This is a genomic window from Colwellia sp. MB3u-41 (assembly GCF_014076845.1).
Lineage (GTDB): Bacteria > Pseudomonadota > Gammaproteobacteria > Enterobacterales > Alteromonadaceae > Colwellia_A.
In genome coordinates this window covers 101,298-124,401 of record NZ_JACGUT010000028.1, presented here as the reverse complement: position 1 = coordinate 124,401, position 23,104 = coordinate 101,298, and the positions used below count along the sequence as shown (strand labels likewise).

The window sequence follows — 23,104 nt, the reverse complement described above, 5'->3', positions numbered from 1 at the left end:
ACGATTAAGCATTAATCTTATGGTTGAATGCTTAATCGTTAACACACGGTAATTAATTTACTGTTTAATCAGTAATAGATCGCACGGTGGCTCGTATAAAAAGTTTGATGTTGTACTACCCACCCAAAATTTATCGAGCATACTTCTATTAACCAAACCAATAAATAAAATGTCTATATGGTTTTTGTTAATATATGTCTTTAAGGCGTCTTCAGGTAAACCTTCGATTAACGTGTATTGATCTTGTTGAACCTTAAACTGACGTGAAAACTCTTTTAACCCTTCTCGGTGCATCGAAAGTACTTTGCTTTTGTATTGGGTTAAAACGGAGGAAATGTAACAACAATGTACAACTTGCCATTTTATCGCTAATGATCCCTCCCAGTTTTTTAAATGCTTAACGATATGTTCATCAATTTTTGCCGGGCGATCATTTTCGTGTAATGGGTCAACTGCGCCAATGACATTGAGTGGTTTTTTCCAGACGTTATTACTGAGTAATAATACGGGGGCGTTCAATTGTGTTAGCGTTTGGAAAATAGGGTGTCTTTGTTTTGGCGGTGTATCTTCTAGAATTAATAGGCCATTATTTGTTTTTGCTAATTCAGTATTAATGGCTTTAATGTGATTAGATGTATCGATAATGATTATTTCGGCTTTAATCGCACTCATTTCTAACGCATTAAGTAACGTTTGTTTTTTCTTATTGATAGGCGCTAAGTCTTCATTAACCGTTGATGAACTTTCAACCATTGAATGCCAATACCACCGCTGAGTAGACTTCACTTGAGCATCTATTATTATTTTAATTCGCATTTGATGAGCATTGGCAAGCTGAATTATTTTATCTAAAGTGACATTTTTATAAAAATAGCGCCCATCTATAAACCAAATTAATTGCTCAGTTATCATTTTTTTTCCTCATGTAGAATAATGCCTTCGCTAATACGTCCATATGACTTAGTTAACACGTCAAATATGGTTAAAGTTATAGCAAGGAAGAATGTATAGATAGTCTTTTTTACCTTAAAACATTTCTATCAGCAAAACTTAGTATGCTATGATTTTATTTAATCGCTTTAAAGTTCATTGGCAATTTACCATAATGCATAGTCGTTTTTTCTTATTTATATTGTTTTTTTTATTTCCACCTTTTGCCTTATCGAGCACACTTTTAGTTCATATCTCTGATGATTTACCCCGTGAAGTAACACAAAATATTCATGCCTACCTAGGCACGTTGCCAGAGGATGATACTGAACGGGCGGCATTTTTCTTTACAGCAAAAAAACAGGCATTAAATGCATTAAAAGCACTGGGTTATTATCGTGCGGTGGTAACCAGTTCGACTGAAAAAAACGGAAATAAAAATACTTGGACGCTTTCGCTTGGTGTAACGTTAAATCAACCAACGCGCGTAAAAAAAGTACGTATTAATATAAGTGGTAACGCCTTAGGTGATAGCGTTTTTTCTGAAATCATCAGAAAAATTCCAATTGTTTCAGGTGATATATTACACCACGGTGTTTATGAACAGTTTAAAACAGACCTTGTTTCTCTTGGCTTAGAGCGCGGATACTTTGATAGTAAATTTATAAAATCTACGATTGCGATACATAAAAGCCTAGAAACAGCAGAAATAATTATTCACTTTGACAGCGGATCTCGTTATCAATTCGGTGAAATAAAGTTTACTGACTTTGCTATAAATCCTGATGTTTTAAGGCCTTTACTCACTTTTAAACAAGGCGATTTTTATCAACAAACATCGTTGCAAAACTTGCAGAATGAACTTGATGAAACGCAGTATTTTAGCAATGTTGTTGTTCGACCTGAAATTGAGAATACGACCAACAACATACTGCCTATTGATGTGTCATTAGAAAAAGCAAAGCGCCATCAATTTAATTTAGGGCTAGGTTATGCAACGGATACAAAAGAAAGGTTTTCTTTTGGGTGGAAAACACCATTAGTTAACCGTTACGGACATCGCCAAGAAACACGGTTGTCGTATTCAGCGATTAACCCAACGGGCTATTTTATTTACAGTATTCCATTATCGCATGCCAATAACGATGTCTTGCAGTTGCAGACTGAATTAGAAAAAAATGACTATGGCGATTTAACGAGTAAGTTTTTTTCTTTTCAAGTTGGTCGTGTTTATCTTAAAGGTGATGTGTTACGCCAACCTTATTTAAGACATCTCAGTGAGGAGTGGGACACTGATGGTGTTTATGATGATGCTGATTATTTTATCCCTGGATTTACTTGGTCTGATATTGACCGCGATGGCCCTTTACTCGACCCAACTCAAGGGTTTCGACAATATTATAACCTAGAAGGAAGTTATGAAGGTTTATCGTCGGAAACCTCCTTTTTACGTTTCAATGCGCGTTGGAAATATATTTCATTGTTAGCGCCTAAGCATCGCGTGGTAGCACGAGTAGAGCTGGGTTATGTGATTGTTGACAAAAAATTTGAAGAAGTGTTATCTCCTTCATTACGCTTTTATGCGGGGGGCGATCAAAGTATTCGAGGCTTTGATTATCAATCAATTGGTCCTAAAGTCACGCTTTCAGATGGTCTTAATCAAGGGGAAGAAATCGTTATTGGTGGGACTAATATGGTCGTTGCTAGCCTAGAGTATCAGTATTATTTTTCAAAGACTTGGCGAGGGGCACTCTTTGTTGATGCAGGTAGTGTTAATGACAATGATAAGTTAGACCCTGTTTATTCTATTGGACCCGGCCTTCATTATATTTCTCCTATCGGACCCATCAGGTTTACTTTAGGGTATTCATTGAGTGAAGAAAACCCTTCATGGCGTCTTCATTTTAGTATTGGTGCAGAGCTATGACTTATAAACGGGCAAGTTTCACAATAATAGCGGTGATAACGGGCTTACTCTGTTTTCTCGCGATACTACTTTCAACGCCTTTGGGAGCAAAGCTATCACTTTATGCCGTTAGCGCGACTTCCTCTGTTCAAGTTAAGTACAAAAGTGGCGCACTTTTAAATGATTTAGTGCTAGGTCAATTAACAATCGAAAATGATAAAACGATTATTGATGCAAAAAATATTGGTGTTAAGTTACATTTACGGTGTCTGTGGAAAAGCCAACTTTGTATTGATGAACTGAGTATTGCATCACTGCAAGTGAACATGAAAGAAGGGCAGGCAACATCATCTAATGAACTTGTCGAAGAAGCGATTAACTCTTCAAGCTTCACGTTACCCTTCACCCTTAAATTGAAAAAGTTCTCTTTAGCGAGAGCGGAAATTAAAAGTCCCGAATTAAAGGTTAACTTAATCGACTTTTCTAGTGCTTTATTTATCAATAAAAATATTGTTAATCATTTATCTATAAACCTAGAAAATGCGCGCTTGGTTAACGCCAACATTAAGTTATATGATAAGCAGAGTCCATCAGTAAAACCTATTGAAATGGCTTGGCCGCTGGCAACACTGCCTAAGCTTTATTCACCAGTTAAGTTAGCGGTAAGGTCGTTAGTTGTTAAAAAATTGACTGTGAATGAAGTCGACAGTAGAGGTAATGAAAATACACTATTAGCGACAATTGATGCCGCTGCAAAAATATCATGGTTTAAAACGAAACTGTTAATCGATGAATTATCATCAACAGTTGCAGGTGTTGGCGCGTTATCTTTGAAGGGAAAGGTCGATTTTGTGCCTCCCTATGTTGTTGACTTAATCTTAAAGAGTTCAATCAAAAATTTCGAATTACTACCACAGCTAAACGACACAAAACAAGTCGTATCCTTGCAGGGTAATTTATCTGATTTAGTCACCAATATAAGCAGTGAGGGGGAAATAGAATTAAGTGCGCAAATGTCAGTAAATGTCACTGATGCAAACTTACCTTATAAATTGAAGGCTGATGTAAGCCAATTTACCTTGCCTGATAATATTGCCAAGGTTATTACCCCCTCAACACTCTTATTACAAAGCGAAGGCGATATTAACCAACACCTGATCGATTTGAAAAGTAATATCAGTGGCTTTGGTTATCAAGACGCATCACTTGTTTTAAGTGCAACTTATGATGAGCAAACTTTTAAAATAAGCACCTTACATTTTGAAGAATCGCACGCAAATAACATGCTCGATATTAAAGGCGAATTACAGTTAGGTAGCCGCCTGTTATGGGATGTTAAGGTAGAGTCATCGGGTATTAACCTACCTAATATCAACAAAGAATTATCAGGTAGAGTGCAGGGGCAGATCAGCAGTAAAGGCTTTTTCCTTGATAACGAATGGGCATTTACGCTTGATGATTCTAGCATTAAAGGTGAAATAAATCATCTTGCGCTTACCGCTGCTGCTAATATTGATATCAACCACAAGGGTGAACTAGCGCCGAGTAATATAAACCTCAATTATGGTGGTATCGCAGTTAAACTCAAAGGGTATAGCGAAGGAAACTGGCATGTCGATGGCTCAGTTAATATTGTTAATACGGGGTTATGGCTTAAAGATATAGAAAGTGATCTGCGTTCGAATATTTCAATATCAGGCCCAACTCAGCAGCCAGAAATTAATTTACAAGGTGAATTAACCGATTTATTCATGGTTGGTGTTTCCAGTGATATGGTTAATGTTGACCTGAAATATCGCCCATTGGATAATCATCAACATCAAGTGTCCTTTGCGAGTAAGGAGCTGAACTTAAAGGGTCACCGCATTAATAGTGTGAACTTAGCAAGCAGTGGTGATTTAAGTCAGCAAAAGGTAAACGTTGCTTGGCTTGGGGATTCTTCGATTGATTTATCGATTAACAGCAACTATTTTGCGCAGAGCGACCAATGGAAAGTGGAAACAGATAAGGTTACCTTTTCTTTAGATGAACATGTTTTTAAATCAAGTCAGCCAGTTAAACTACTATATGATAATGCCAATAATACCCTTGCCTTGAATAAACACTGTTGGCTTGGAAAAACTTCACAGCTTTGTCTCATTGATGATGCGACTGTTAAGCTTACGGAAGGTGAATTAACCTTAGCCATTAAATTAGGTAGTGATCTTTTAAGCCTTTTTATTCCTCAAAACATTTTTTTGCAGAGTACGCTTGCAGGGAATGTTGCTATAGGTTGGCAACAAGATAAAATGCCATCAGTTAACGCTAAATTACTCATCAGTGACGGACAAGTAGCAGTAAAGAAAGAAGGCAGTTTACATAAATTGCTTGCGTGGCAAAAAGGCCAATTGAATTTACAACTGAATAACCAAGGTATTGCAGCAAATATTGCTTTGCTTTCTCAAGCGACTACTGAAATAGTCAATCTCAGTAGTGTTATCTTATTTGCCGACAATCGAACCATAGATAGTCAACTTATTATTAATGACCTTAACCTTTCACCATTGCAGGTTTTCTTACCCGAGCTTACATCATTGGAAGGTCTCTTAAATACTTCGCTCACCATTGTTGGCGATTTAGATAAACCGACCATAAATGGTGGAATAAAACTAACCCAAGGCAAAGCTAAAATTTTAGGCAATATTAATACCTTAGAGGATATTAATATGGCTTTTGACTTTAAAGGGCAACAAGCGGTTATTTCTGGTGGTCTTAATATTAATAATGCAGCAGTCACGGTTAAAGGTGACGCTGACTGGCAAGATGAATTGAAAGGTAATTTTGATTTTGACGGTGAATCACTACATTTTTCGATTCCTCCTGATCTTACATTAACCGTTTCTCCCCACCTCAATGCACAAATAAAAGCGTCTAAGCTTAAAGTATCAGGCCGCATTGAGATACTTGATGGCAAATTATTGGTTAATAAATTACCACAAGGAAGTGTTAGCTTAAGTAAAGATGTGATTATTGTTGATGATACAGGCGAACAAGTGGCTAATGAAAAGCCATTTGAACTCTATACCAATGTTCGTGTGGTTATTGCTGACGCTTTCAACGTTGAAGGCCAAGGTTTTGTTGGGCGTTTAGGTGGTGAATTACAAGTGAGCCAGCAGGCTAACCAGCCCTTACAACTCTTTGGTAGTTTAAAAATCCCCCAAGGTCGTTATCGCGCTTATGGGCAGGATTTATCGATAACAAAAGGCATTATTTCTTTTAATGGCACAGCAAATAACCCTTATGTAACGATGCAAGCAACCCGTAGTATTGAGAAAGAGAATATTATCGTCGGTATTGATGCAACAGGTTTAGCTAATAGTTTACATATTAAATTATTTTCAAAACCGACAATGCAACAATCTGAAACCTTGTCATACTTAGTGAGAGGTCGAGGGTTAGATGCAGAAACGAGTGACAGTAATACGGCAATTGGCGTAGCTTTAGGGGCAGCGTTAACAAATTTTTCGGGGGTACTTACCCAAATAGAAAAATTGCCACTGATTAATAGAATTGAAATTGATGGTGACGACGAACAAGCTTCCATAGCGGGCTATTTAGGTGAACAAGTTTATATTAAATATGGTGTGGGTATTATGGAGCCTATTAATGAATTAACGGTGAGGTTCTATTTGTTAAATCGGTTGTGGGTTGAAACAGTTTCGGGGTTAGAAAACTCTGCCGACATTTACTACTCTTTTGATATAAAGTAAATAAACGGGTAGTCAAATAACCTAGTAGTAATCGGCTTCACGGGTTAGTGCCCTTTAGCACCGCGAATGAATACCCCAGTAGCAGATTTTGTCTAACTGCCAGGTTTTACATAAAGTCTTCTAAATGGTATAAAATTCAGTTATAAATCGATTCAAGGCTGCTTTCCAATTTCCAATGGGCATTGTCATGATCAATAATAAGCTCATAAATCCCCCCCATTGCTCTATTTGAACAGAGATTAAATGAACGTTTTGCTGTTTTTTGAACTGTTTATGGCTTGATTTAAGCCTTGATACGTCAGTGCCTGCCCGAGTAAGCCTAATCATTTAGCTTTATCGAAATGATCATCGTCAATGTTGGAAATGGCTCATGCTTGTGTGGTGTAGCTTGCTGTTTTGATGAGTTCGATATAAATATAAAAATTTGCCAACGCAACTAATGGCCTTATTCACGTGCATCATCGAGAGAAAGCTCTGTTAACATGGCTTTAATCAATCAATATTTACTTCATTAGCTAAAACAGAAGAGGTTATTACTAAGGAGATTATGAGTATTAGTAACCCTGTAGTCATTACAACCTGCTGCTTCCTTGTAATACTATGATAACCATTTCATATTTTAATTTATTTGCTTTAGCTCTTTTTTATAGTGATGATTGTTCTGCACATAATGAGCTGCGCCTGCTGCGATCATTACTTTGGTTTTTTCATCGAGCTGTTTAACCACTTTTGCAGGTGAGCCTAAGACCAAACTCCCATCAGGAATGACCATGTTTTCGGTCACTAAAGCATTAGCACCCACTAAGCAGTTTTTGCCAATTATAGCGCCATTTAATATCACAGCATTGATACCAATTAAACTCCCTTCGCCTATGGTGCAACCATGTAACATCACTTTATGACCAATCGTTACATTTTCAGCAATGTTAATAGGGAAACCTTTATCAACATGTAGAATAGACCCGTCTTGAATATTAGAGTTTTTCGCTATCTTTACTTGTGCTAAATCGGCTCTGATCACGACATTAAACCAAATACTGACATTTTCGCTTAAGTCTACATTGCCTATTACAGAAGCGTTGGGTGCTATAAAGCAGCTTTTAGGGATTTTGGGAGAAAGTTCACCTAACTGGTAGATCATATCTTGATACCTCAATATTAATATATACATTGAATATAACGAATTAGACATTAACATTCATTAACTTTGTCGCTTAATAATCTGTTTACTGTTGTTGGTATCAGTCGTTATTTAACTTAAGGGGATATACTCTACATTTAGCTGGTGATCAAAAATATGAAGTGGCATAGTTAATTTGGCCACCTACTTAGAGATGTTATTATGCATCTCATCAAACGTTAGGTGATACAAATGACAAAGAAAAAACGTCCCAATTTTAGTCCTGAATTTAGATTAGAAACAGCACAATTAGTTGTTGATAATGGCTATACCCACGAAGATGCAGCGAAAGCGATGGGTGTTGGTTATTCCACCGTTAGCAAATGGGTTAAACAGTTAAAAGAAGAGCGAAAAGGTAATCAACCTAAAGCGACTCCGATGACCCCTGATCAATTAAAAATACGTGAACTTGAAAAAAAATTAAACGTATTGAATTAGAAAAGGATATTTTAAAAAAGGCTACCGCTCTGTTGATGTCAGACTCCCTGAACAATTCTTATTAATTGAGAAACTCAATCAGAGCAATATAAACAAGTACCCTATTAGTACGTTATGCTATGTATTTGAAGTACATCGCAGCAGTTATAAATATTGGGTAAACAGGGATAATAATTTAAGCTCCTCAGAAATTAAATTAAGAGCAGATGTTAAACGCTTTCATGCACTTAGTGGTGGCTCTGCGGGTGCTAGAAGCATTGCTGACATGGTGACTAATGAAGGCTATCCATTAAGTCGTTATCGAGCAGGAAGCTTAATGAATGAACTGGATTTAGTGAGTTGCCAGATACCTAAGCATAAATATAAAAAGGTGAATAAAGATCATGTAGCCATCCCAAATATACTCAAACGCCAATTCGCTGTTGTTGAGCCTAATACTTATTGGTGTGGCGATGTGACGTACATTTGGACGGGTAATCGTTGGTCTTATCTTGCTGTTGTCCTTGATTTATTTTCTAGAAAAGTTATTGGCTGGGCTATCTCAAATTCACCTGATAGTGAGTTAACGATGCAAGCATTAATGATGGCATATGAGAGCAGAGGAAAACCCAAAGGTGTCATATTCCACTCAGATCAAGGAACGCATTACACCAGCAGAAAGTTTAGGCAACGACTGTGGCGTTATCAAATCACACAGAGTATGAGCCGCCGTGGAAATTGTTGGGACAATGCACCAATGGAGCGATATTTTAGAAGTTTAAAAACGGAATGGATACCAACGATAGGATACAAGAATTTTAATGAAGCTAAGCAAGCGATCATTAATTACATCATGACTTATTACAATCAGACGAGGCCACATAGGTACAACGCAGGAATAAGTCCAAATGAATCAGAAAGAAGGTATGAGTTAAGCTACAAAACTGTGGCCAATATTACTTGACCACTTCAGAATTATACGGTTGTAATGGGACTGTTCATCTTTTCAGTTTTGATTGTAGCTATTCTATCAATAGGTTGATCTACAATTACATATTGCTTCATTTGAGATAAGTATTGCCAGTTATATGGTTGCTCTCTGATACACTTTTCTAATCGTGTGTATACAAGGCTGGAAATAGCACCTGATTTTAGAAGTTCAGTCCTTATGGGCTCGTGAATTTTAATCTCAAGTCTTCCATTTTTAAACTCGGCAACACCTGAGATAACCGCAGAGCCTGTTTTTGAAGCCATATACTCTATACCCGACATGCCAGCCATGACTCTATTGAACATAGGTACAGCTATAAATGCACTACTATACTGAAATATGTCAGGGTACATTGATAACCACATACCACCTCGTAGTGATCTTATGGATTTAACTAAATCTCTAGTGCTATTATGAAAAATCATTATATCTTCTTTATCGCTATCAATCACTTCTAAGTGTTTTGCGTTACCTGAATTCACATCAGTTGAATCGAAAAATGTTCCCAGCTTGCTTTCATTTTCCGATAAAAATTTACTCAAACCTATTGCGGCAATTGATTGTATAGACTGGTGAGGGGTTATAATTATTGCCCCTTCACTACTTCTTGCAAGCGCCAAGGCCTTTGGATGAATTTTGTAATCTACAAATTCAGCTATAAATTTACTTCTCGATCTTGCCGATAAATTACCGTACCACCATTGTAAGAGTTGACCTATTGAAAAGGTTACAAAGTGCTTTAATGTCTCTATATCTGCCCTCTTGTGACTATAGCCGAAGAAGTCTACAAGGTTATTTTTTACCGTGGATTTCTTTACCGAAATAAAGTACTTATAATTACCCATTAACCATCCATATATCGAAATTATATACAACACGACTTTCATGCAGACCTCTCTTCTTGATGGCGTATAATCAACTTTTGTAGGGCATCTTTCTTTATTTGTTTTGGTATTGAATAAAAGGGGAAATACCGGGCTATATTGTCTAGATTTGTATCCTTTTTTCTATTCTGTATATACTCAGTAATGATGGTAGTAATGTTATTAACTATTTTGACTTTACCTTCCATTGAATACATATTTGCATAACACGAACTAATTTCATAAGTATCCATTTTGATATAATTAATAGTATTCCCTGCATTTTTTATCAATGCAAAAATCGTTAGGGGTAACTCATAATCTATTGCTAATACTGAGGTATTTATATTAAAGTTGTCAGGATCTACATCGGTATTGGGAGTATAAATAAAAATCGTCTTTTCTGCTTCTTTCCACTTAGCTTTAAACTCAAGGTAAGTACAATTATCACCAGTATTTATCTGCTTTTTCGCACCGAGTTTACAAACTTTATAGTTAGTATTTTTATTTACATATTTATAGAATATATCGTTGTCTGATTGATTAAATGGTTCAAAAAAAAGGATGTTCTTATTCCCGTTAAAAATATTATTTCGATCATAATTATTCTTTATGTGGCGCAACCACCTGTTTATGCGCTTAGTGAACTTAGCATCAGCTTCTTTCTTAACGGCTTTTGACAAAACATTATTAAACCCCTCTTGAGTTGTCATTATAAAGCCCTCTATTTTTATATGAGTTACTAACTATATTAATGGTTCTCATAGAAATCCTTACTACTCCTATAAGCATAAACATCATTAAAACAAGCCCCAACACACTACCAAGTAACGTCATAATAGTAATTTCTGAATTTACTCCATCATAAAGACTCACAAGTAGAGTGAATTGATTGTTGAGGAAACTGATGATCAGCAAAATGTAAAGTACAGCTATACCCAGATAGCAGTATGAGAATATAACATTCTTTACACCTGCTGCGCTAAACGAAAATAAGCCTCTAGATACATACCTATGGAGGTTATTAACATCAAGAACATCGCACAGAATCCAGTATCCATCAAACTTGAACAAAGGATTTAAGGTGAATATGATTGATATTGTAATTAGATTACTAGCTGATATTGCCGTAGCACTTTCAAACACAATCCCATACGAAATAACTACCAACAGAAATATTAATTGGAAAAACACTCCTCCAAATGAAACCCATGATCGTTGAGATTTAGTTAGCGTCCAGCTTTCATTAACATCTGCATATAGAACGGGGAATATATAATACAATCCGAAACCAATTTCACCAGCTCTATCTGTGTACTTAACCAGCGCACTTGCATGACCAATTTCGTGAAATAGAACACTAAAAAAATATATTATGAAAATTAGTATAGGATCACTTAAAAACATAAATTGATTAAACTCTATTACTCGAATTTCTTCGCTATACATACCAAAGCAACAAAATAATAAAACGGCTAAAATGACAAGGTGAGATTTTGAAAAGAGAATCGTAAAGGGTTTAGATAATGTTGTTACTGACTTACTACTCAGTAGATCTAAAGTGAAAATAAAACCATCAAGACCATGCTTTTTATTATCAATTCCATCACCAACTAAACTTAACTTTTGTAAGCCTTCGATAGCACCTTGTGATGTTAGTCCACTGTTTTTACAATACATATCGAATTCATCGACAGTATTTGAGTGCGATTGGATTTTTTCGAGGAATCCACTTAATTCGGGGGATATTTCACTATAACTACCATTTGTGTTTAGTAGGTATCGGTCATTTTCAGTAGAAACACTAAGTGAAAACTTTGAAAATATGATTGGAAATTCCAGTTCCATTGTGATTTCCTATTTTAAAATAAGAATAGAGGCCGAGGCCTCTATGAAATTCTAAGTATTACTTAAAATGGGATGCTACATGACGGTTCTTGACAACCATTTTCTTGAGGGCATGGTGCCTGTGCTTGCGCATCAGTTACTGCTGCGCTAATGATCTGCATTTCTAAGCGAGTGTCTAGTTTTTCTACATCAAACATTTGGTTATTCATATTTTTATCCTTTTTTTTATTGTGAGAGGTTCCCCTCTATTCCTTTTGGCACGTTGCCAGCAGTGAATCCTTTTAGAATCAAAATCAATTCTTAAATAATTAACTTGTAATTATATTTACAAAATATATACAGTGTGTAAAGATTTATTTTACATCAAGATATTCACACATATTTATGATTGAAACTAAGTACTATATAATTTGTCATAATTGAATAATAAGGCTAAGGACATGGAATTGTCATGAATAAGGTATGAAATCTGAACCATTTTTCTATCCAGGTATTAAAGATGATGAAGTTTTAGACACTAATTTTTGTTTTAATTATGACATTAATGTCCCTTACTCTGCGTTTGATAATTTGGTCATAAAAAACTCAAAATCCGACATCAAAAGCACAGTAAAAGTATCATGTAAACTAACCCATTTAGTATTTATTATTGCGGTGCATATTGCACTTGGTGCTGCCTTTAATTTGTCAAAATCTGGCTCAAAAATACAAGTTACACCTTATGCAGAACCTAAAGTAAGGGCCACTTTATATTATAGAACGCCAGCTAAAGCAAAGGTTCCTGAGACCAAATCCATTATAAAAAAAACAACAAATGCTAAACTCATTCCTAATAAAATTACTAAGAACCAATTGCCTAAAATCCAGTCAATTTCAAAGAAAAAACTAAAAAGTACTTCTAAAGAGACTAGTACATTCATTAAAGAATCACTCCCGTCTATCAATTCTACTGAGCCACACTCAAACACATTAAAGAGTTCATCTTTAGCAGAACAATCATTAAATAAATTAAGAGCATCAATTAATGCACAAACATTAGAGCAAGGTTTGAACGAAGACTATGAGGAAAAACTAGCTAGCGAAAACAGTATAGATAAATCTATCAACAAATTTTTTCCTGATTCAACTAAAGCGGAAGAAATTAAACTTAAGAATAAAAATGTAGATTGTAACTCTGGATTTCAAAGAGGTGTTGCTGAATTAAGTGGGCTTCTAGGAGGAAGGGTTAAGTGTTACTCAACCCCATCTTTAAAAGATTTTCTTAAATCCAGAAATAAGCACTAGGTTCTCTTAATCATTACTCAATTTTAAATTTTCAATTTAATATTAATAACCTTTAAAATCAGCTTCCCCCTACAACCTACTGAAGTGGAATTTTTACCACGTTGAAAAAATTGTATTATCAACTGAATCTTTAAAATCACTACTCTTTTAATACAATGTCTTCAATATTATTTAAGATATAAATAGAGCTTTGTTGGTAAGACGATACAGATTTTTTAGTATAAAAAACATACTTAAAACCAATTTCATTAGCTTTAATACTGAGATTAATTAAATAGGATAGAGAATTAAATTGTATTTCTAAAATATCAGATAAATAAAAGATAAATCGGACATTAATATTCGAATAGTTATTGGTAAGTTTTTATTCAAAAACGACTATAAAAAATGAATGAACTCTATGGTGCTTTGTGCCCCCAAGCACCATAGAATTTAATACCTAAAATCATATTAATCTAATGTCCGCTTAGATATTTTTTAATCAAATTAGAATTTTTTTCTTTACAAGTATCTGGTGAAATTTAGAACAATTCTATTATCTAACGCAGGGCTGATTTTCATCGATTCAAATGTCGCTAGATAAACTAAAGCTAAGGTCTTCTTTCGTATCTTAGCAGTCATCAAACTAGCCCCTCGCTCTATCTCGCTTTGAGGAAATAACCCCCTAAGTTTTCATTTTAATTTAGACTGCTATGTACAAAAAGGGGATATTATTCAGGCCTAATTTAGCTCCATCTGCTCAAGGTAACTTATGTTCAGTTTTATTAGCTTTTTAAGCTTCTTTTTTAGTTTCTTAATTTTACTTTTTAAATCGTCATCTTTACCAACATTAATATTGGCAATATAGCTTTGGGCTTTATCTAACTCTTTATTGTGAATATAAAGTTGTACCAAACGATACTCTGCCCATGGCTTATATTGCTCATCGGCTAATGGTATCGCCTGAATAAGTGACTCAATGCCTAATTCAATTTCTTGTCTTGATTCAGCAGAAACCTTACCTTGTTGATATAAAGCACGACTTTTTTCTTCATTGTCATTGGCATGTTTTATTGCAAGATTTAAATCAATACGGGCTTTTTTCCACGCTTCATCTTTAATATAAGCACTTGCTCTAGTCAAATATAATACAGCGCTTTCAGGAAATTCTTTTAAACCTTCAAGCAACGTTTGCTCGGCTAAATCAGCTTTTTCAATTTGCCAATAAACATTGGCTAGTTGTTCATAACCTTGTTCTTTATTAAAGCTTTGCAGTTGCTTTGCATAGGTAAGCGCTTTATCTGTATCACCACCTGCAATGCTCGGCGCTCCTAAATGAAAACCAATCAAGGTATTTAACGCATCTTCATGATTGGGGTTTAATTTAATTGTTTTTTCTATCGCTTCTAGAAAATCTTTGGCATAACCTAGCTTTGAAAAAATACTCGCTTTTTGTGCCATGATCACTGCGCTAACACCTAAGTAATAATTTACGTCAATGTTTTCGGTATGGTCATCGCGTAATTCTTCAAAATAATCAAACGCTTCTTCAGTTTTATCTTTTTGCAATAAAATTCTGCCACTTAATATTTGCCCTTCAATACTTTGCTTCTCTTCCAAGGACAATTCATTAAAAGCAAGTTTAGCAGCTTTTACATCATCATTTTCTAAAGCCGTAGCAACAAGGGTAGTATCTGCGTAGCTCGTAATGCTCATTGTTACGGATAAAGCTAAAGCAATTAATTTTTTATTCATTTTACTTCCTGTAATTATTTTTAGTATATAATTTATGCTATTTGCGTTATTTATATTGTACTTTTTTGGAATCTTTGGCTACTAACCAAATCACTCTGACCACAACAGTCTTTCGTTAAGCCTTCTCGCAACACTGCTTAACTTTTGTTGGCTGTGTATAGATAAATCAGTTCCTTTTGGGAAATATTGTCGGATTAGCCTATTAGTATGTTCATTTGATCCTCTCTGCCAAGGAGAATAAGGATCACAAAGATATACTGGAATTTTTGTCGCTATCGTAAATTCTTTGTGATTAGTTATTTCATAGCCTCTGTCTCATGTGAGGGATTTATACATTTCTCTTGGTAACTTTTTAGCATTTTTTATTAATTATTTTATGACCGTCTTAGTTTTACTATCCTGAACTTTAACAAGCATTACATAGCGTGAATGACGCTCTACAAGGGTTGCAATATAGCTATTATTACAACCTTTAATTAAATCTCCCTCCCAATGTTCAGGAACAACTCTATCTTCTGCTGACTCAGGCCTTTCACAGATTGTGAGTCCATCTGATATTTTCCCATATCCTTTATTTTTTAGTGTGGCGTGGCTGGAGTAGCGCATGATACGCTTTGATCTTAAACATTTTTGTAGTTCTTTTTTTAATGCGCCCCTTGTTTGAATATACAACGTTTTATATATCGTCTCATGTGACACTTTAAAGTCTTCATTATTAGGATGAGTTCTTTGTGGCCAACCCGCTATTTGTTGTGGTGACCATGCGCACTTTAGTTTACGAGCGACAATAAGAGTTAGCTTTTTATTTAATGCTAACTTACATGTTTTAGGTCGCTCTGCTCTTATCCATGCAGCTTTATCTGTATGTGCAGCACGATATTTATCATAGCAACCGTTACGATTAATTTCACGGCAAAGAGTTGATGGTGTGCGGTTGAGTTTAGTAGCTATAGATTTCCTTGATAGGCTGGCTGAAATACCACGAGAAATCTCTTCACGTTCATCCAACGTTAAATGATTTTTTGCCCTTTGTTTGTTGTTAGGTCGTATACCTCCAGTCGCCGCTATAATGCGAGATATAGAAGGATGATGTCGGTCAAACAATCTAGCTATATCATTAAGCGTACTTCCTTGTTGGTATTTTTCCCACATTAATGCTTTTTGCTGAGCAGTATAGATAATACGAGTTCTTCCTTTCATCGCTGCGCTCCTTTGTTTAAGGATAGCATTGCATTGACCATTTGAACTCAAGGCGAATTGCAGACAGTCGGGGGTCATTCAATCCTATGACCGATTTTCGCTGCATTATTAGCACACCACGGCAAATCAAGCTATAGTAGAGTCCGCAGTTGGCCCACACACATGGCCTGCTTATTCCATCCACTTTTAGCCAAAATAAGAAGTGTCAGATTTTTTTACAAAGCCACATATTAATAACAGAAAAACAAGCTAACACGTTGTATTACATATAATAAAAATTAGTGGTGTGAGGTTTACCATACATTCAGTAGACTTAGCATATCGCACCTTATATGAAGGCATAAGCCTTTGTCTGGTCAGGAAGTTACGCTCATTCACTTTACATCATGAGCGTTAATTAATAGGTAGTTGTTACCTCACACCTTGGTCACCCCTCAATGAGGTTATCAGATAACATTAGATGGAAGTAGATGATGAAAAATAAAAATATAGTATTAAAAACCTGCTTAACCGCTTTGGCTTTGTCTGTTGCTGGTTTAGCAAATGGACAAGCTGCAGGCATGACCCCTGACGAAATGCTCACGTATTCTATCATTTCAGGAGGTGCGGTGAATATAGCAGCGCAACCTGATTATGTGACAGCCCCCAATGTTGGCGGACATCTCGCTGGACAAGCGGCTGTTGTTGTCGGTGCTTATACGACCGTCAATGACATCTATGCTGGCGCTGCTGTTACTACAGGTGCTTGGTCAAGAGTGAAGGATGTCGACGCTGGCGCTGCCGCTGGAGTGGGTGCTAATGCCTTCGCTCTGGACGTTAACGCGGGGGCCGCAGTGGTCGTCGGTGCCAATGGGCAAGTCGGCACAATAACAGCTGGCGCAGCCATCACATTGGGCGCAGGTGTGGGTCATAAGGTCCCCAACGATTATACAGGAGTTGTCACTCGTGGTGCGGGTAGCACAGTTATCACCGATTCGACCGAATATTCAGACATATACCAAGAATGGGCAAATGATGCAGCAGAGACATCAACAGGCATAATAAAGAAAGCCGACGATATGGTAGTTGCTATGGAGAATATTGATACTGTTCTCGAACGGACCGCGAACGTAAACCAGGAATATGTCAATATTAATACGGACCTGTCCAGCTCTTCTATTGGAACGGTCGGTACTGAAACAACAGTTCGCTACAGTGCGATAAATCTGCAGGTGGACTCCAAACTTTATATAGATGGCGACGTCACGGTCATTACAAGCGAGGCAATGACTATCGGGGCTGGGGCAGAAATTGTGCTGGGTGACGGTGCTACTGTGACATGGATTTTGGGCGGTTCGCTCAATCTAGGAGCAGGGTCAACGTTTAGTGGTGAGACGTATGTGAATGGCGCGGTAAATGGCGCCACGAGCGATGTTGCATGTGGAAATTTATACGCCACAGGACCGGTAAGCGTTTCTACCATTGGTGATGCCTGTTTAATCCCAGTTGCTGAGGTACCACCGATGTGATTCGAGATTGATTTAGTGAGCATAGGTGGTAAATACAGTTGTATAGACGATTAAAATACTATGTATTTACTAAATATCGATACTGTGTGTTATTTCAAACTTTCGAAATGCCATGATCATGATTGGACATATTTAAGTACGAATCGCAACGGGGTAATTGATTCAAGATACCTAATCTTTATACGGCCAGAGCAATCCGATGTATGATAGAATACTTTGAAAGATGAAATAAATAGCCGGTTATAAGTGTGGCTTTAATTTCTTAACTACTTGACCATTTACGATAGTACGACATCTGTTTTTGTGGGGGTAACCCATGCTCCAATGCGAGCATTGACCCATCGCTGCCAACGTTTTACGTACAAACCTCGGCCAAAGCCATCTCATCTGAGGTGGCTTTTTTTTATGCTTAGTTGCTCATAAAGCTGCCTGTAGTGTAAAACGTGTTTTGCCACCGTCTTTGCTGCGACGGTTAATTGTTTGCCATCAAAATGATAACCAAGAAAATCCCAGCCCCGACTGATTTTATCGATAAAGGTTTTATCCGGCGCTTGTTCCACTTTTAATTGATTAAAGTGTTGATTGACGGTTCTCACCGCCTTGCGCAAGTGCTAACGCGTTTTGGCTAATACAATCACATCATCGATGTACCTGCGATAAAAATAGCGAGGGTCACCTTCCATCTGCTCATCTAAGCCCTTTAAGTAATAGGCAGCGATTACAGGTGATAAGGGGCAACCTCTGGATATTCCACAAGTAATGGACTTAAACGTACTACCCCTTTCAGCGCTGCGTTTCACAAACTGCACTAACAAGCGTCAGATAAACGGGTCGGTGATGTCTTTATCCAATTGCTTGAGCAATATCGTATGTTCAATGGACGCATAGTAGCCCTTCACATCCGTTTTCATGACATAAGTATAATCAGGCAGGGCGGCTTGCAGTGTACTGATGGTAGCTTTTAATCCACCATGGCCTTTGATATGAGTACAAAATGGCGATAATGCTAATGCCTCCGGTAATGCCATGGCTAACATCTTCAATACCAGCGCATCTTGTGATGACCACAAGTGAAGGGTTTCACCATCGGCTTTGGTGACCACACTGAGCGGCATGAAGGTGTAATCTTGTCTGTGGAGTGTTTGCAGCAGCTCACCACGGATAGTGTGCCAATAAAGGCGCAGATGCCAAATATCGGCATTGGCGGGAAAGTTACGCCAATGCTTACATAACCATGAATAAGCAGTATCGAGAGTGGTTTCAGTGAACCATGTTTGGTCTCCAGCATGGTTTAAGCATAGCTGAATGGCGGCTAAAAGAGCAAACTTGGATTCTTTTTAGAAAAGCTGAGTGACCGCTCCTAGCACGGAGCTGAAGTATTGATTTAGTCACTCGTAACTTTGAGCCTAAAACCATAATTTATTTATAAGAAAGCCCCGTCATTGATATATCATTTTGTTACAAAAGTAAGCTATTCACATTTAGTAACTTTTTTGGATTATGATATCCTCTAAATACTACAAAAGGACTTAAAGTAGTCATCAATCTTTTGATTTAACTTATGGCCTTTAATTGAAAAATTAACATTAAAATAACTTGGTAAGTGGCACATGATTAATTTCAAAAGTTTAATATTTTTATCACTATTTTCAAGCATGCTCGTTTCAGCCAAAGGTATTTCGTTAGATACAAAAAATCAGCTAACTCATCATTTGGAGAACGCCCAAAAGCGACACGGGATTTTTGGTCAATCTTTAGCTGTTCTTAAGAACGGTAAACTGGTTTATCTCGGAGCTACCGGAAAAGCAAATATTGAATTTAACATCCCTGCAACCCCTGAGACGATATACACTATCTACTCTGCAACAAAACTATTTGTTTCGACAAGACTTATGCAGTTGGTTGAGCAAGGGAAATTAGAACTTGATGACACCTTAGGTGAGCACTTTTCGGAGATACCGAATAATTGGAAGTCAATTACTATCTTACAAGCTTTCTCGCATATTTCCGGCATTCCAGAATATTCGCAAAAAAAAATGACTCGCTTAACTGGTGTTGAAGCAATATCTTATGTTGCCGATAAATCAATGGAATTCGAAGCTGGCACGAAAAGTAGTTATAACCAGACAAATTTCTTTTATATTCAAAAGCTTGTTGAAAAATTTGATGCTTTAAGTATAGAAAGTTCAATTCAACAACATGCTCTTATTCCTCATAAATTGTCACATACGAACTTTGGTGGAGAGTTTGACATAGTTTTAGGTCGTGCAACGAGATATAAAGGCACGGCTTCTGGAAACAAACGGATTGTGAGTAATGATCCTCCTGCCTATTACTATGCCGCCAATGGTATGAATAGTTCGGTAAAGGACATAGCGATTTGGTTTCAAGCACTATTAGCAGGACAATTTATAAGTAAAGGTACCCTTGAAAAAATATGGACCCCCCTCTCGTTGAAAAATGGTCGAAAAGCTCGTCACACCCATGGCTGGGAGATAAAAAACACAAATGGTTATACCGCTGTTGGTCACTATGGTGGTGATATTGTGAATGTTAGGCATTTTTTCAAAGATGACTTAACGAAAGATACGGTTACGATTATTCACTTAACCAATGGCCGCAATAAATATTTCAATGCGTTTGATTTCTCTTACACATTAGCTAGTGAAATTATGACGGAAATGAAAACACCTTTGATAACTCTCAAGGAAAACATGTTTAGAGAAGTAGAAGCTAACAATTTGGAACAAGCGAAAGCTGAATACGCTCAATTTAAAAAAGCTTCTCATGATATGACATTAGAAACAGCAGAAATGATAAACACCTTAGGTTATAACGTTATGCGGACTCTAGGGCCATATAAAGCTATTTCTATATTTGAGTTAAATTGTCAAGATAACCCTAATTCATCCAATGCATTCGACAGCCTTGCAGAGGCTCACTTCAATGCAAAAAATATGAACAAGGCTAAAACCTTTTATCATAAGGCGTTAGAGCTAGATGTGGGCAATCAACGTATTCAAAAGATATTAGAGGGATTGAATAAATAACTGAAATCTTTTGTGCAATTTAAATCGATCAAGTATCTCACTTCGACTTATTTAATTTGCAAATAGTAAGCTTCAATACAAAACGGCTGAGTGTTCATTTTTCGGGTGAGCGCCGCTTTCCTCTAAACTCTCTATGACCGCTTTGTTGACTATCAAGATGAAGGTAGCTATACGTCTCATAAGTACTAAATATAGCTCAAAAACCTATTGGGTTTAATGCCTTCTATCGTATCCAAGTGAACATAAATTGGCCTAATTTTCAGGACTAATTTAGGCCAGCAAAGTGGTAATAGTGAATATTGCATAAAACGTCTCAATCTCATTCCATGTCTAGAAATCTCACAAGCGATGTCTATTCACAATATGAATAAATCAATAGCTCTAAGATAAGAATTAGCTCATGGCGAAAAACGGACTGTGTGATTTTTGAGCATTATAAGGCTTATTTAGACACTGTTATAAACAGCTCTTTTGGCAAATGTCGATGTAGGGGATGGTAATTAATGCAAGGGTATATTTGAATAATGACAATACATTAAGATTTTGCTAGGAAGTGATGAGACATCAGTAATTCGTGTGAAATAATATAGGGGCTATTAATTGAACAAAAAAGAGCAGTAAAAAATAGAGTTTGTCAGCGACGCTTAACGAAGCTGACAAATAATGATTAAATTCATTGGTATTCGTTTTATTAGGTCATTATATTGCTGATTTATAATGAAAAGAAATTTAACTTATTATCAAGCATGCGATGTATTGAGAATAGTTTGTATATGATTGTCAATACTTTCCACTTGAAACATCTTTCCTGTATAATCTCGCGCTGTTAAACAACAGCCTTTAGAGTAAAAACCTGAATTTGCACTAAAGGCCGTAAAATCACTATTTATAACGCTGCTCTTTATCTTTAATAAAATATGAGTAAAAGCACCAGTAGCACGACCGTAATAAAATAAAGAGCAAGTTGAGGCACAGTATGACCGTAGAACAATTCGACCCACAAGCAACTAAAAAGAGCAGTAATTCAGCCGAGAGCCAAACAACCACGTTAGACATTCCGTCTAAGATGATTGAACAGCAAGTGAATAGTCAACAGGCCTCTAAAGCGGCTAAGATTGGTTTCGTTTCATTGGGCTGTCCAAAAAATCTTGTTGATAGCGAGCGTATCCTTACTCAGCTTCGCACTGAAGGTTACGATGTAACCAATAGCTACGATGATGCTGAACTCGTTATTGTAAACACTTGTGGTTTTATTGATTCAGCCGTACAAGAATCACTTGATACTATTGGTGAAGCGCTTGCTGCCAATGGTAAAGTATTAGTCACTGGCTGTTTAGGTGTGAAAAAAGATGAGATTATCGAACTTCACCCCAATGTTTTAGGTGTTACGGGACCTCATGCTTACGATGAAGTGTTAACGCAAGTACACAAGCACGTTGCAAAACCTGTTCATAACCCGTTTATTGATTTAGTGCCGCCACAAGGCGTTAAACTTACCCCTAAGCATTACGCGTATTTAAAAATATCAGAAGGGTGTAATCACCGTTGTACTTTTTGTATAATTCCTTCGATGCGTGGCGACTTAGACTCTCGTCCTATTGGCGATGTCTTAGGTGAAGCAAAACGTTTGGTTGATGCTGGCGTTAAGGAATTGTTAGTTATATCTCAAGATACTTCGGCTTACGGCGTCGATGTTAAACACAAAACTGATTTTTGGGATGGTATGCCGGTTAAAACGCACATGCAGCAGTTATGTGAAGAATTAGCCAAGCGGGGCGTTTGGATACGTCTTCATTATGTTTACCCGTATCCACATGTTGATAAAATAATTCCTCTTATGGCGGAAGGTAAAATACTACCGTACTTAGATATTCCTTTTCAGCATGCCAATAAACGTATTCTCAAATTAATGAAACGTCCTGGTAGCTCAGACCGTGTATTAGAACGCATTGCTAAATGGCGAGAAATTTGTCCGGAACTTGTTATTCGTTCAACGTTTATTGTTGGTTTCCCAGGTGAAACAGAAGAAGAATTTGAAGAGTTACTAGAATTTTTAGAAGAAGCACAACTTGACCGCGTAGGCTGTTTTAAATACTCGCCTGTTGAAGGTGCTACGGCTAATGCCTTACCTGACCATAATTCACCTGAAGTTATGGAAGAACGTTTACAACGTTTTATGGCGGTTCAAGCGAAAATCAGTTCTGATAAGTTGCAAGCACGTATTGGTCAAGAATATTTAATTCTTGTTGATGAAGTGAGTGCCCTTGGTATTGTTGGGCGTTCTTATATGGATGCGCCAGAAGTTGACGGTAAAGTGTATTTGTCTGATGATTATGACGCTAAGCCTGGCGACCTAATGTGGGTACAAATAATTCATGCCGACGAGCATGATGTTTGGGGCGTTAGAGTTGACGACGAAGCTGAAGATTAAGGTTATAAAAATT

General features: G+C 36.8%; 15 protein-coding genes and 1 pseudogene. 7 read left to right on the top strand and 9 right to left on the bottom strand.

Annotation, left to right across the window (positions count from 1 at the left end):
• Positions 1-57: 57 nt before the first annotated feature.
• Positions 58-912, bottom strand: coding sequence for a universal stress protein (locus H4J73_RS01830; RefSeq protein ID WP_182223262.1), 855 nt, complete (start codon positions 910-912; stop codon positions 58-60).
• Between the two features lie 148 nt (positions 913-1,060).
• Between H4J73_RS01830 and H4J73_RS01825 the strand changes: the two genes are divergently transcribed.
• Together H4J73_RS01825 and H4J73_RS01820 are read left to right on the top strand one after the other, a co-directional pair.
• On the top strand, positions 1,061-2,857 hold the full coding sequence (locus H4J73_RS01825; protein WP_182177772.1) for an autotransporter assembly complex family protein: 1,797 nt from the start codon (positions 1,061-1,063) through the stop codon (positions 2,855-2,857).
• On the top strand, positions 2,854-6,585 hold the full coding sequence (locus H4J73_RS01820; RefSeq protein ID WP_182223263.1) for a translocation/assembly module TamB domain-containing protein: 3,732 nt from the start codon (positions 2,854-2,856) through the stop codon (positions 6,583-6,585). Before H4J73_RS01825 ends, H4J73_RS01820 begins: the two co-directional genes overlap by 4 nt.
• A 619-nt stretch (positions 6,586-7,204) precedes the next feature.
• Here the strand turns inward: H4J73_RS01820 and H4J73_RS01815 are convergent.
• Positions 7,205-7,726 carry a gamma carbonic anhydrase family protein gene (locus H4J73_RS01815; RefSeq protein ID WP_182177776.1) on the bottom strand — a complete coding sequence of 174 codons (522 nt, stop codon included), beginning with the start codon at positions 7,724-7,726 and terminating at the stop codon, positions 7,205-7,207.
• Between the two features lie 231 nt (positions 7,727-7,957).
• Between H4J73_RS01815 and H4J73_RS01810 the strand changes: the two genes are divergently transcribed.
• Positions 7,958-9,146 (top strand): IS3 family transposase gene (locus tag H4J73_RS01810; RefSeq protein WP_182177778.1). Its coding sequence is split into 2 segments (ribosomal slippage): positions 7,958-8,202 and positions 8,201-9,146, totalling 1,191 coding nucleotides; the frame shifts between segments, so codons are not numbered across the junction.
• A gap of 11 nt (positions 9,147-9,157) precedes the next feature.
• Here H4J73_RS01810 and H4J73_RS01805 read toward each other — a convergent pair.
• From H4J73_RS01805 to H4J73_RS01790, 4 genes are all read right to left on the bottom strand, one after another.
• Positions 9,158-10,060, bottom strand: coding sequence for a hypothetical protein (locus H4J73_RS01805; RefSeq protein WP_182177780.1), 903 nt, complete (start codon positions 10,058-10,060; stop codon positions 9,158-9,160).
• Positions 10,057-10,749 (bottom strand): hypothetical protein, encoded by a 693-nt coding sequence (locus H4J73_RS01800; RefSeq protein ID WP_182177782.1) that lies wholly within the window; start codon positions 10,747-10,749, stop codon positions 10,057-10,059. Before H4J73_RS01800 ends, H4J73_RS01805 begins: the two co-directional genes overlap by 4 nt.
• Positions 10,727-11,884, bottom strand: coding sequence for a hypothetical protein (locus tag H4J73_RS01795; protein ID WP_182177784.1), 1,158 nt, complete (start codon positions 11,882-11,884; stop codon positions 10,727-10,729). The genes H4J73_RS01800 and H4J73_RS01795 overlap by 23 nt, the downstream gene beginning before the upstream one ends.
• Positions 11,885-11,946: 62 nt before the next feature.
• Positions 11,947-12,093 carry a hypothetical protein gene (locus H4J73_RS01790; RefSeq protein ID WP_182177786.1) on the bottom strand — a complete coding sequence of 49 codons (147 nt, stop codon included), beginning with the start codon at positions 12,091-12,093 and terminating at the stop codon, positions 11,947-11,949.
• 253 nt (positions 12,094-12,346) lie between these two features.
• Here H4J73_RS01790 and H4J73_RS01785 point away from each other — a divergent pair, with 253 nt between their 5' ends.
• Entirely contained in the window at positions 12,347-13,168 is an 822-nt protein-coding gene (locus tag H4J73_RS01785) for a hypothetical protein (RefSeq protein WP_182177788.1), read from the top strand.
• Positions 13,169-13,888: 720 nt separating this feature from the next.
• Here H4J73_RS01785 and H4J73_RS01780 read toward each other — a convergent pair.
• Both H4J73_RS01780 and H4J73_RS01770 read right to left on the bottom strand, forming a co-directional pair.
• Complete coding sequence (locus H4J73_RS01780) at positions 13,889-14,902, bottom strand: lipopolysaccharide assembly protein LapB (RefSeq protein ID WP_182223264.1); 1,014 nt, start codon at positions 14,900-14,902, stop codon at positions 13,889-13,891.
• 108 nt (positions 14,903-15,010) lie between these two features.
• Positions 15,011-16,102 (bottom strand): annotated as a pseudogene (locus H4J73_RS01770) (IS30 family transposase); the annotation flags it as partial.
• A gap of 470 nt (positions 16,103-16,572) precedes the next feature.
• Between H4J73_RS01770 and H4J73_RS01765 the strand changes: the two are divergent.
• A complete protein-coding gene (locus tag H4J73_RS01765; RefSeq protein WP_182177794.1) occupies positions 16,573-17,610 on the top strand; it encodes a hypothetical protein in 1,038 nt (345 codons plus the stop codon).
• An 818-nt stretch (positions 17,611-18,428) separates the two neighbouring features.
• Here H4J73_RS01765 and H4J73_RS01755 read toward each other — a convergent pair.
• On the bottom strand, positions 18,429-18,725 hold the full coding sequence (locus tag H4J73_RS01755) for a hypothetical protein (RefSeq protein ID WP_182177800.1): 297 nt from the start codon (positions 18,723-18,725) through the stop codon (positions 18,429-18,431).
• Between the two features lie 495 nt (positions 18,726-19,220).
• On the opposite strand from H4J73_RS01755, the gene H4J73_RS01750 reads away from it, so the two are divergent.
• Positions 19,221-20,660, top strand: a complete 1,440-nt coding sequence (locus tag H4J73_RS01750; RefSeq protein ID WP_182177802.1) for a serine hydrolase domain-containing protein — start codon at positions 19,221-19,223, stop codon at positions 20,658-20,660.
• A 976-nt stretch (positions 20,661-21,636) separates the two neighbouring features.
• Complete coding sequence (gene rimO, locus H4J73_RS01745; RefSeq protein ID WP_182177804.1) at positions 21,637-23,091, top strand: 30S ribosomal protein S12 methylthiotransferase RimO; 1,455 nt, start codon at positions 21,637-21,639, stop codon at positions 23,089-23,091.
• Positions 23,092-23,104 lie beyond the last annotated feature (13 nt).

What these genes read in the sequence shown, in the direction of transcription:
- rimO (WP_182177804.1), top strand. Translation starts at nt 21,637, where the DNA reads ATGACCGTAGAACAATTCGACCCACAAGCAACTAAAAAGAGCAGTAAT.
- H4J73_RS01780 (WP_182223264.1), bottom strand. Translation starts at nt 14,902, where the DNA reads ATGAATAAAAAATTAATTGCTTTAGCTTTATCCGTAACAATGAGCATT.
- H4J73_RS01815 (WP_182177776.1), bottom strand. Translation starts at nt 7,726, where the DNA reads ATGATCTACCAGTTAGGTGAACTTTCTCCCAAAATCCCTAAAAGCTGC.
- H4J73_RS01755 (WP_182177800.1), bottom strand. Translation starts at nt 18,725, where the DNA reads ATGCCGCTCAGTGTGGTCACCAAAGCCGATGGTGAAACCCTTCACTTG.
- H4J73_RS01805 (WP_182177780.1), bottom strand. Translation starts at nt 10,060, where the DNA reads ATGAAAGTCGTGTTGTATATAATTTCGATATATGGATGGTTAATGGGT.
- H4J73_RS01825 (WP_182177772.1), top strand. Translation starts at nt 1,061, where the DNA reads ATGATTTTATTTAATCGCTTTAAAGTTCATTGGCAATTTACCATAATG.
- H4J73_RS01830 (WP_182223262.1), bottom strand. Translation starts at nt 912, where the DNA reads ATGATAACTGAGCAATTAATTTGGTTTATAGATGGGCGCTATTTTTAT.
- H4J73_RS01820 (WP_182223263.1), top strand. Translation starts at nt 2,854, where the DNA reads ATGACTTATAAACGGGCAAGTTTCACAATAATAGCGGTGATAACGGGC.
- H4J73_RS01750 (WP_182177802.1), top strand. Translation starts at nt 19,221, where the DNA reads ATGATTAATTTCAAAAGTTTAATATTTTTATCACTATTTTCAAGCATG.
- H4J73_RS01785 (WP_182177788.1), top strand. Translation starts at nt 12,347, where the DNA reads ATGAAATCTGAACCATTTTTCTATCCAGGTATTAAAGATGATGAAGTT.
- H4J73_RS01800 (WP_182177782.1), bottom strand. Translation starts at nt 10,749, where the DNA reads ATGACAACTCAAGAGGGGTTTAATAATGTTTTGTCAAAAGCCGTTAAG.
- H4J73_RS01765 (WP_182177794.1), top strand. Translation starts at nt 16,573, where the DNA reads ATGATGAAAAATAAAAATATAGTATTAAAAACCTGCTTAACCGCTTTG.
- H4J73_RS01790 (WP_182177786.1), bottom strand. Translation starts at nt 12,093, where the DNA reads ATGAATAACCAAATGTTTGATGTAGAAAAACTAGACACTCGCTTAGAA.
- H4J73_RS01795 (WP_182177784.1), bottom strand. Translation starts at nt 11,884, where the DNA reads ATGGAACTGGAATTTCCAATCATATTTTCAAAGTTTTCACTTAGTGTT.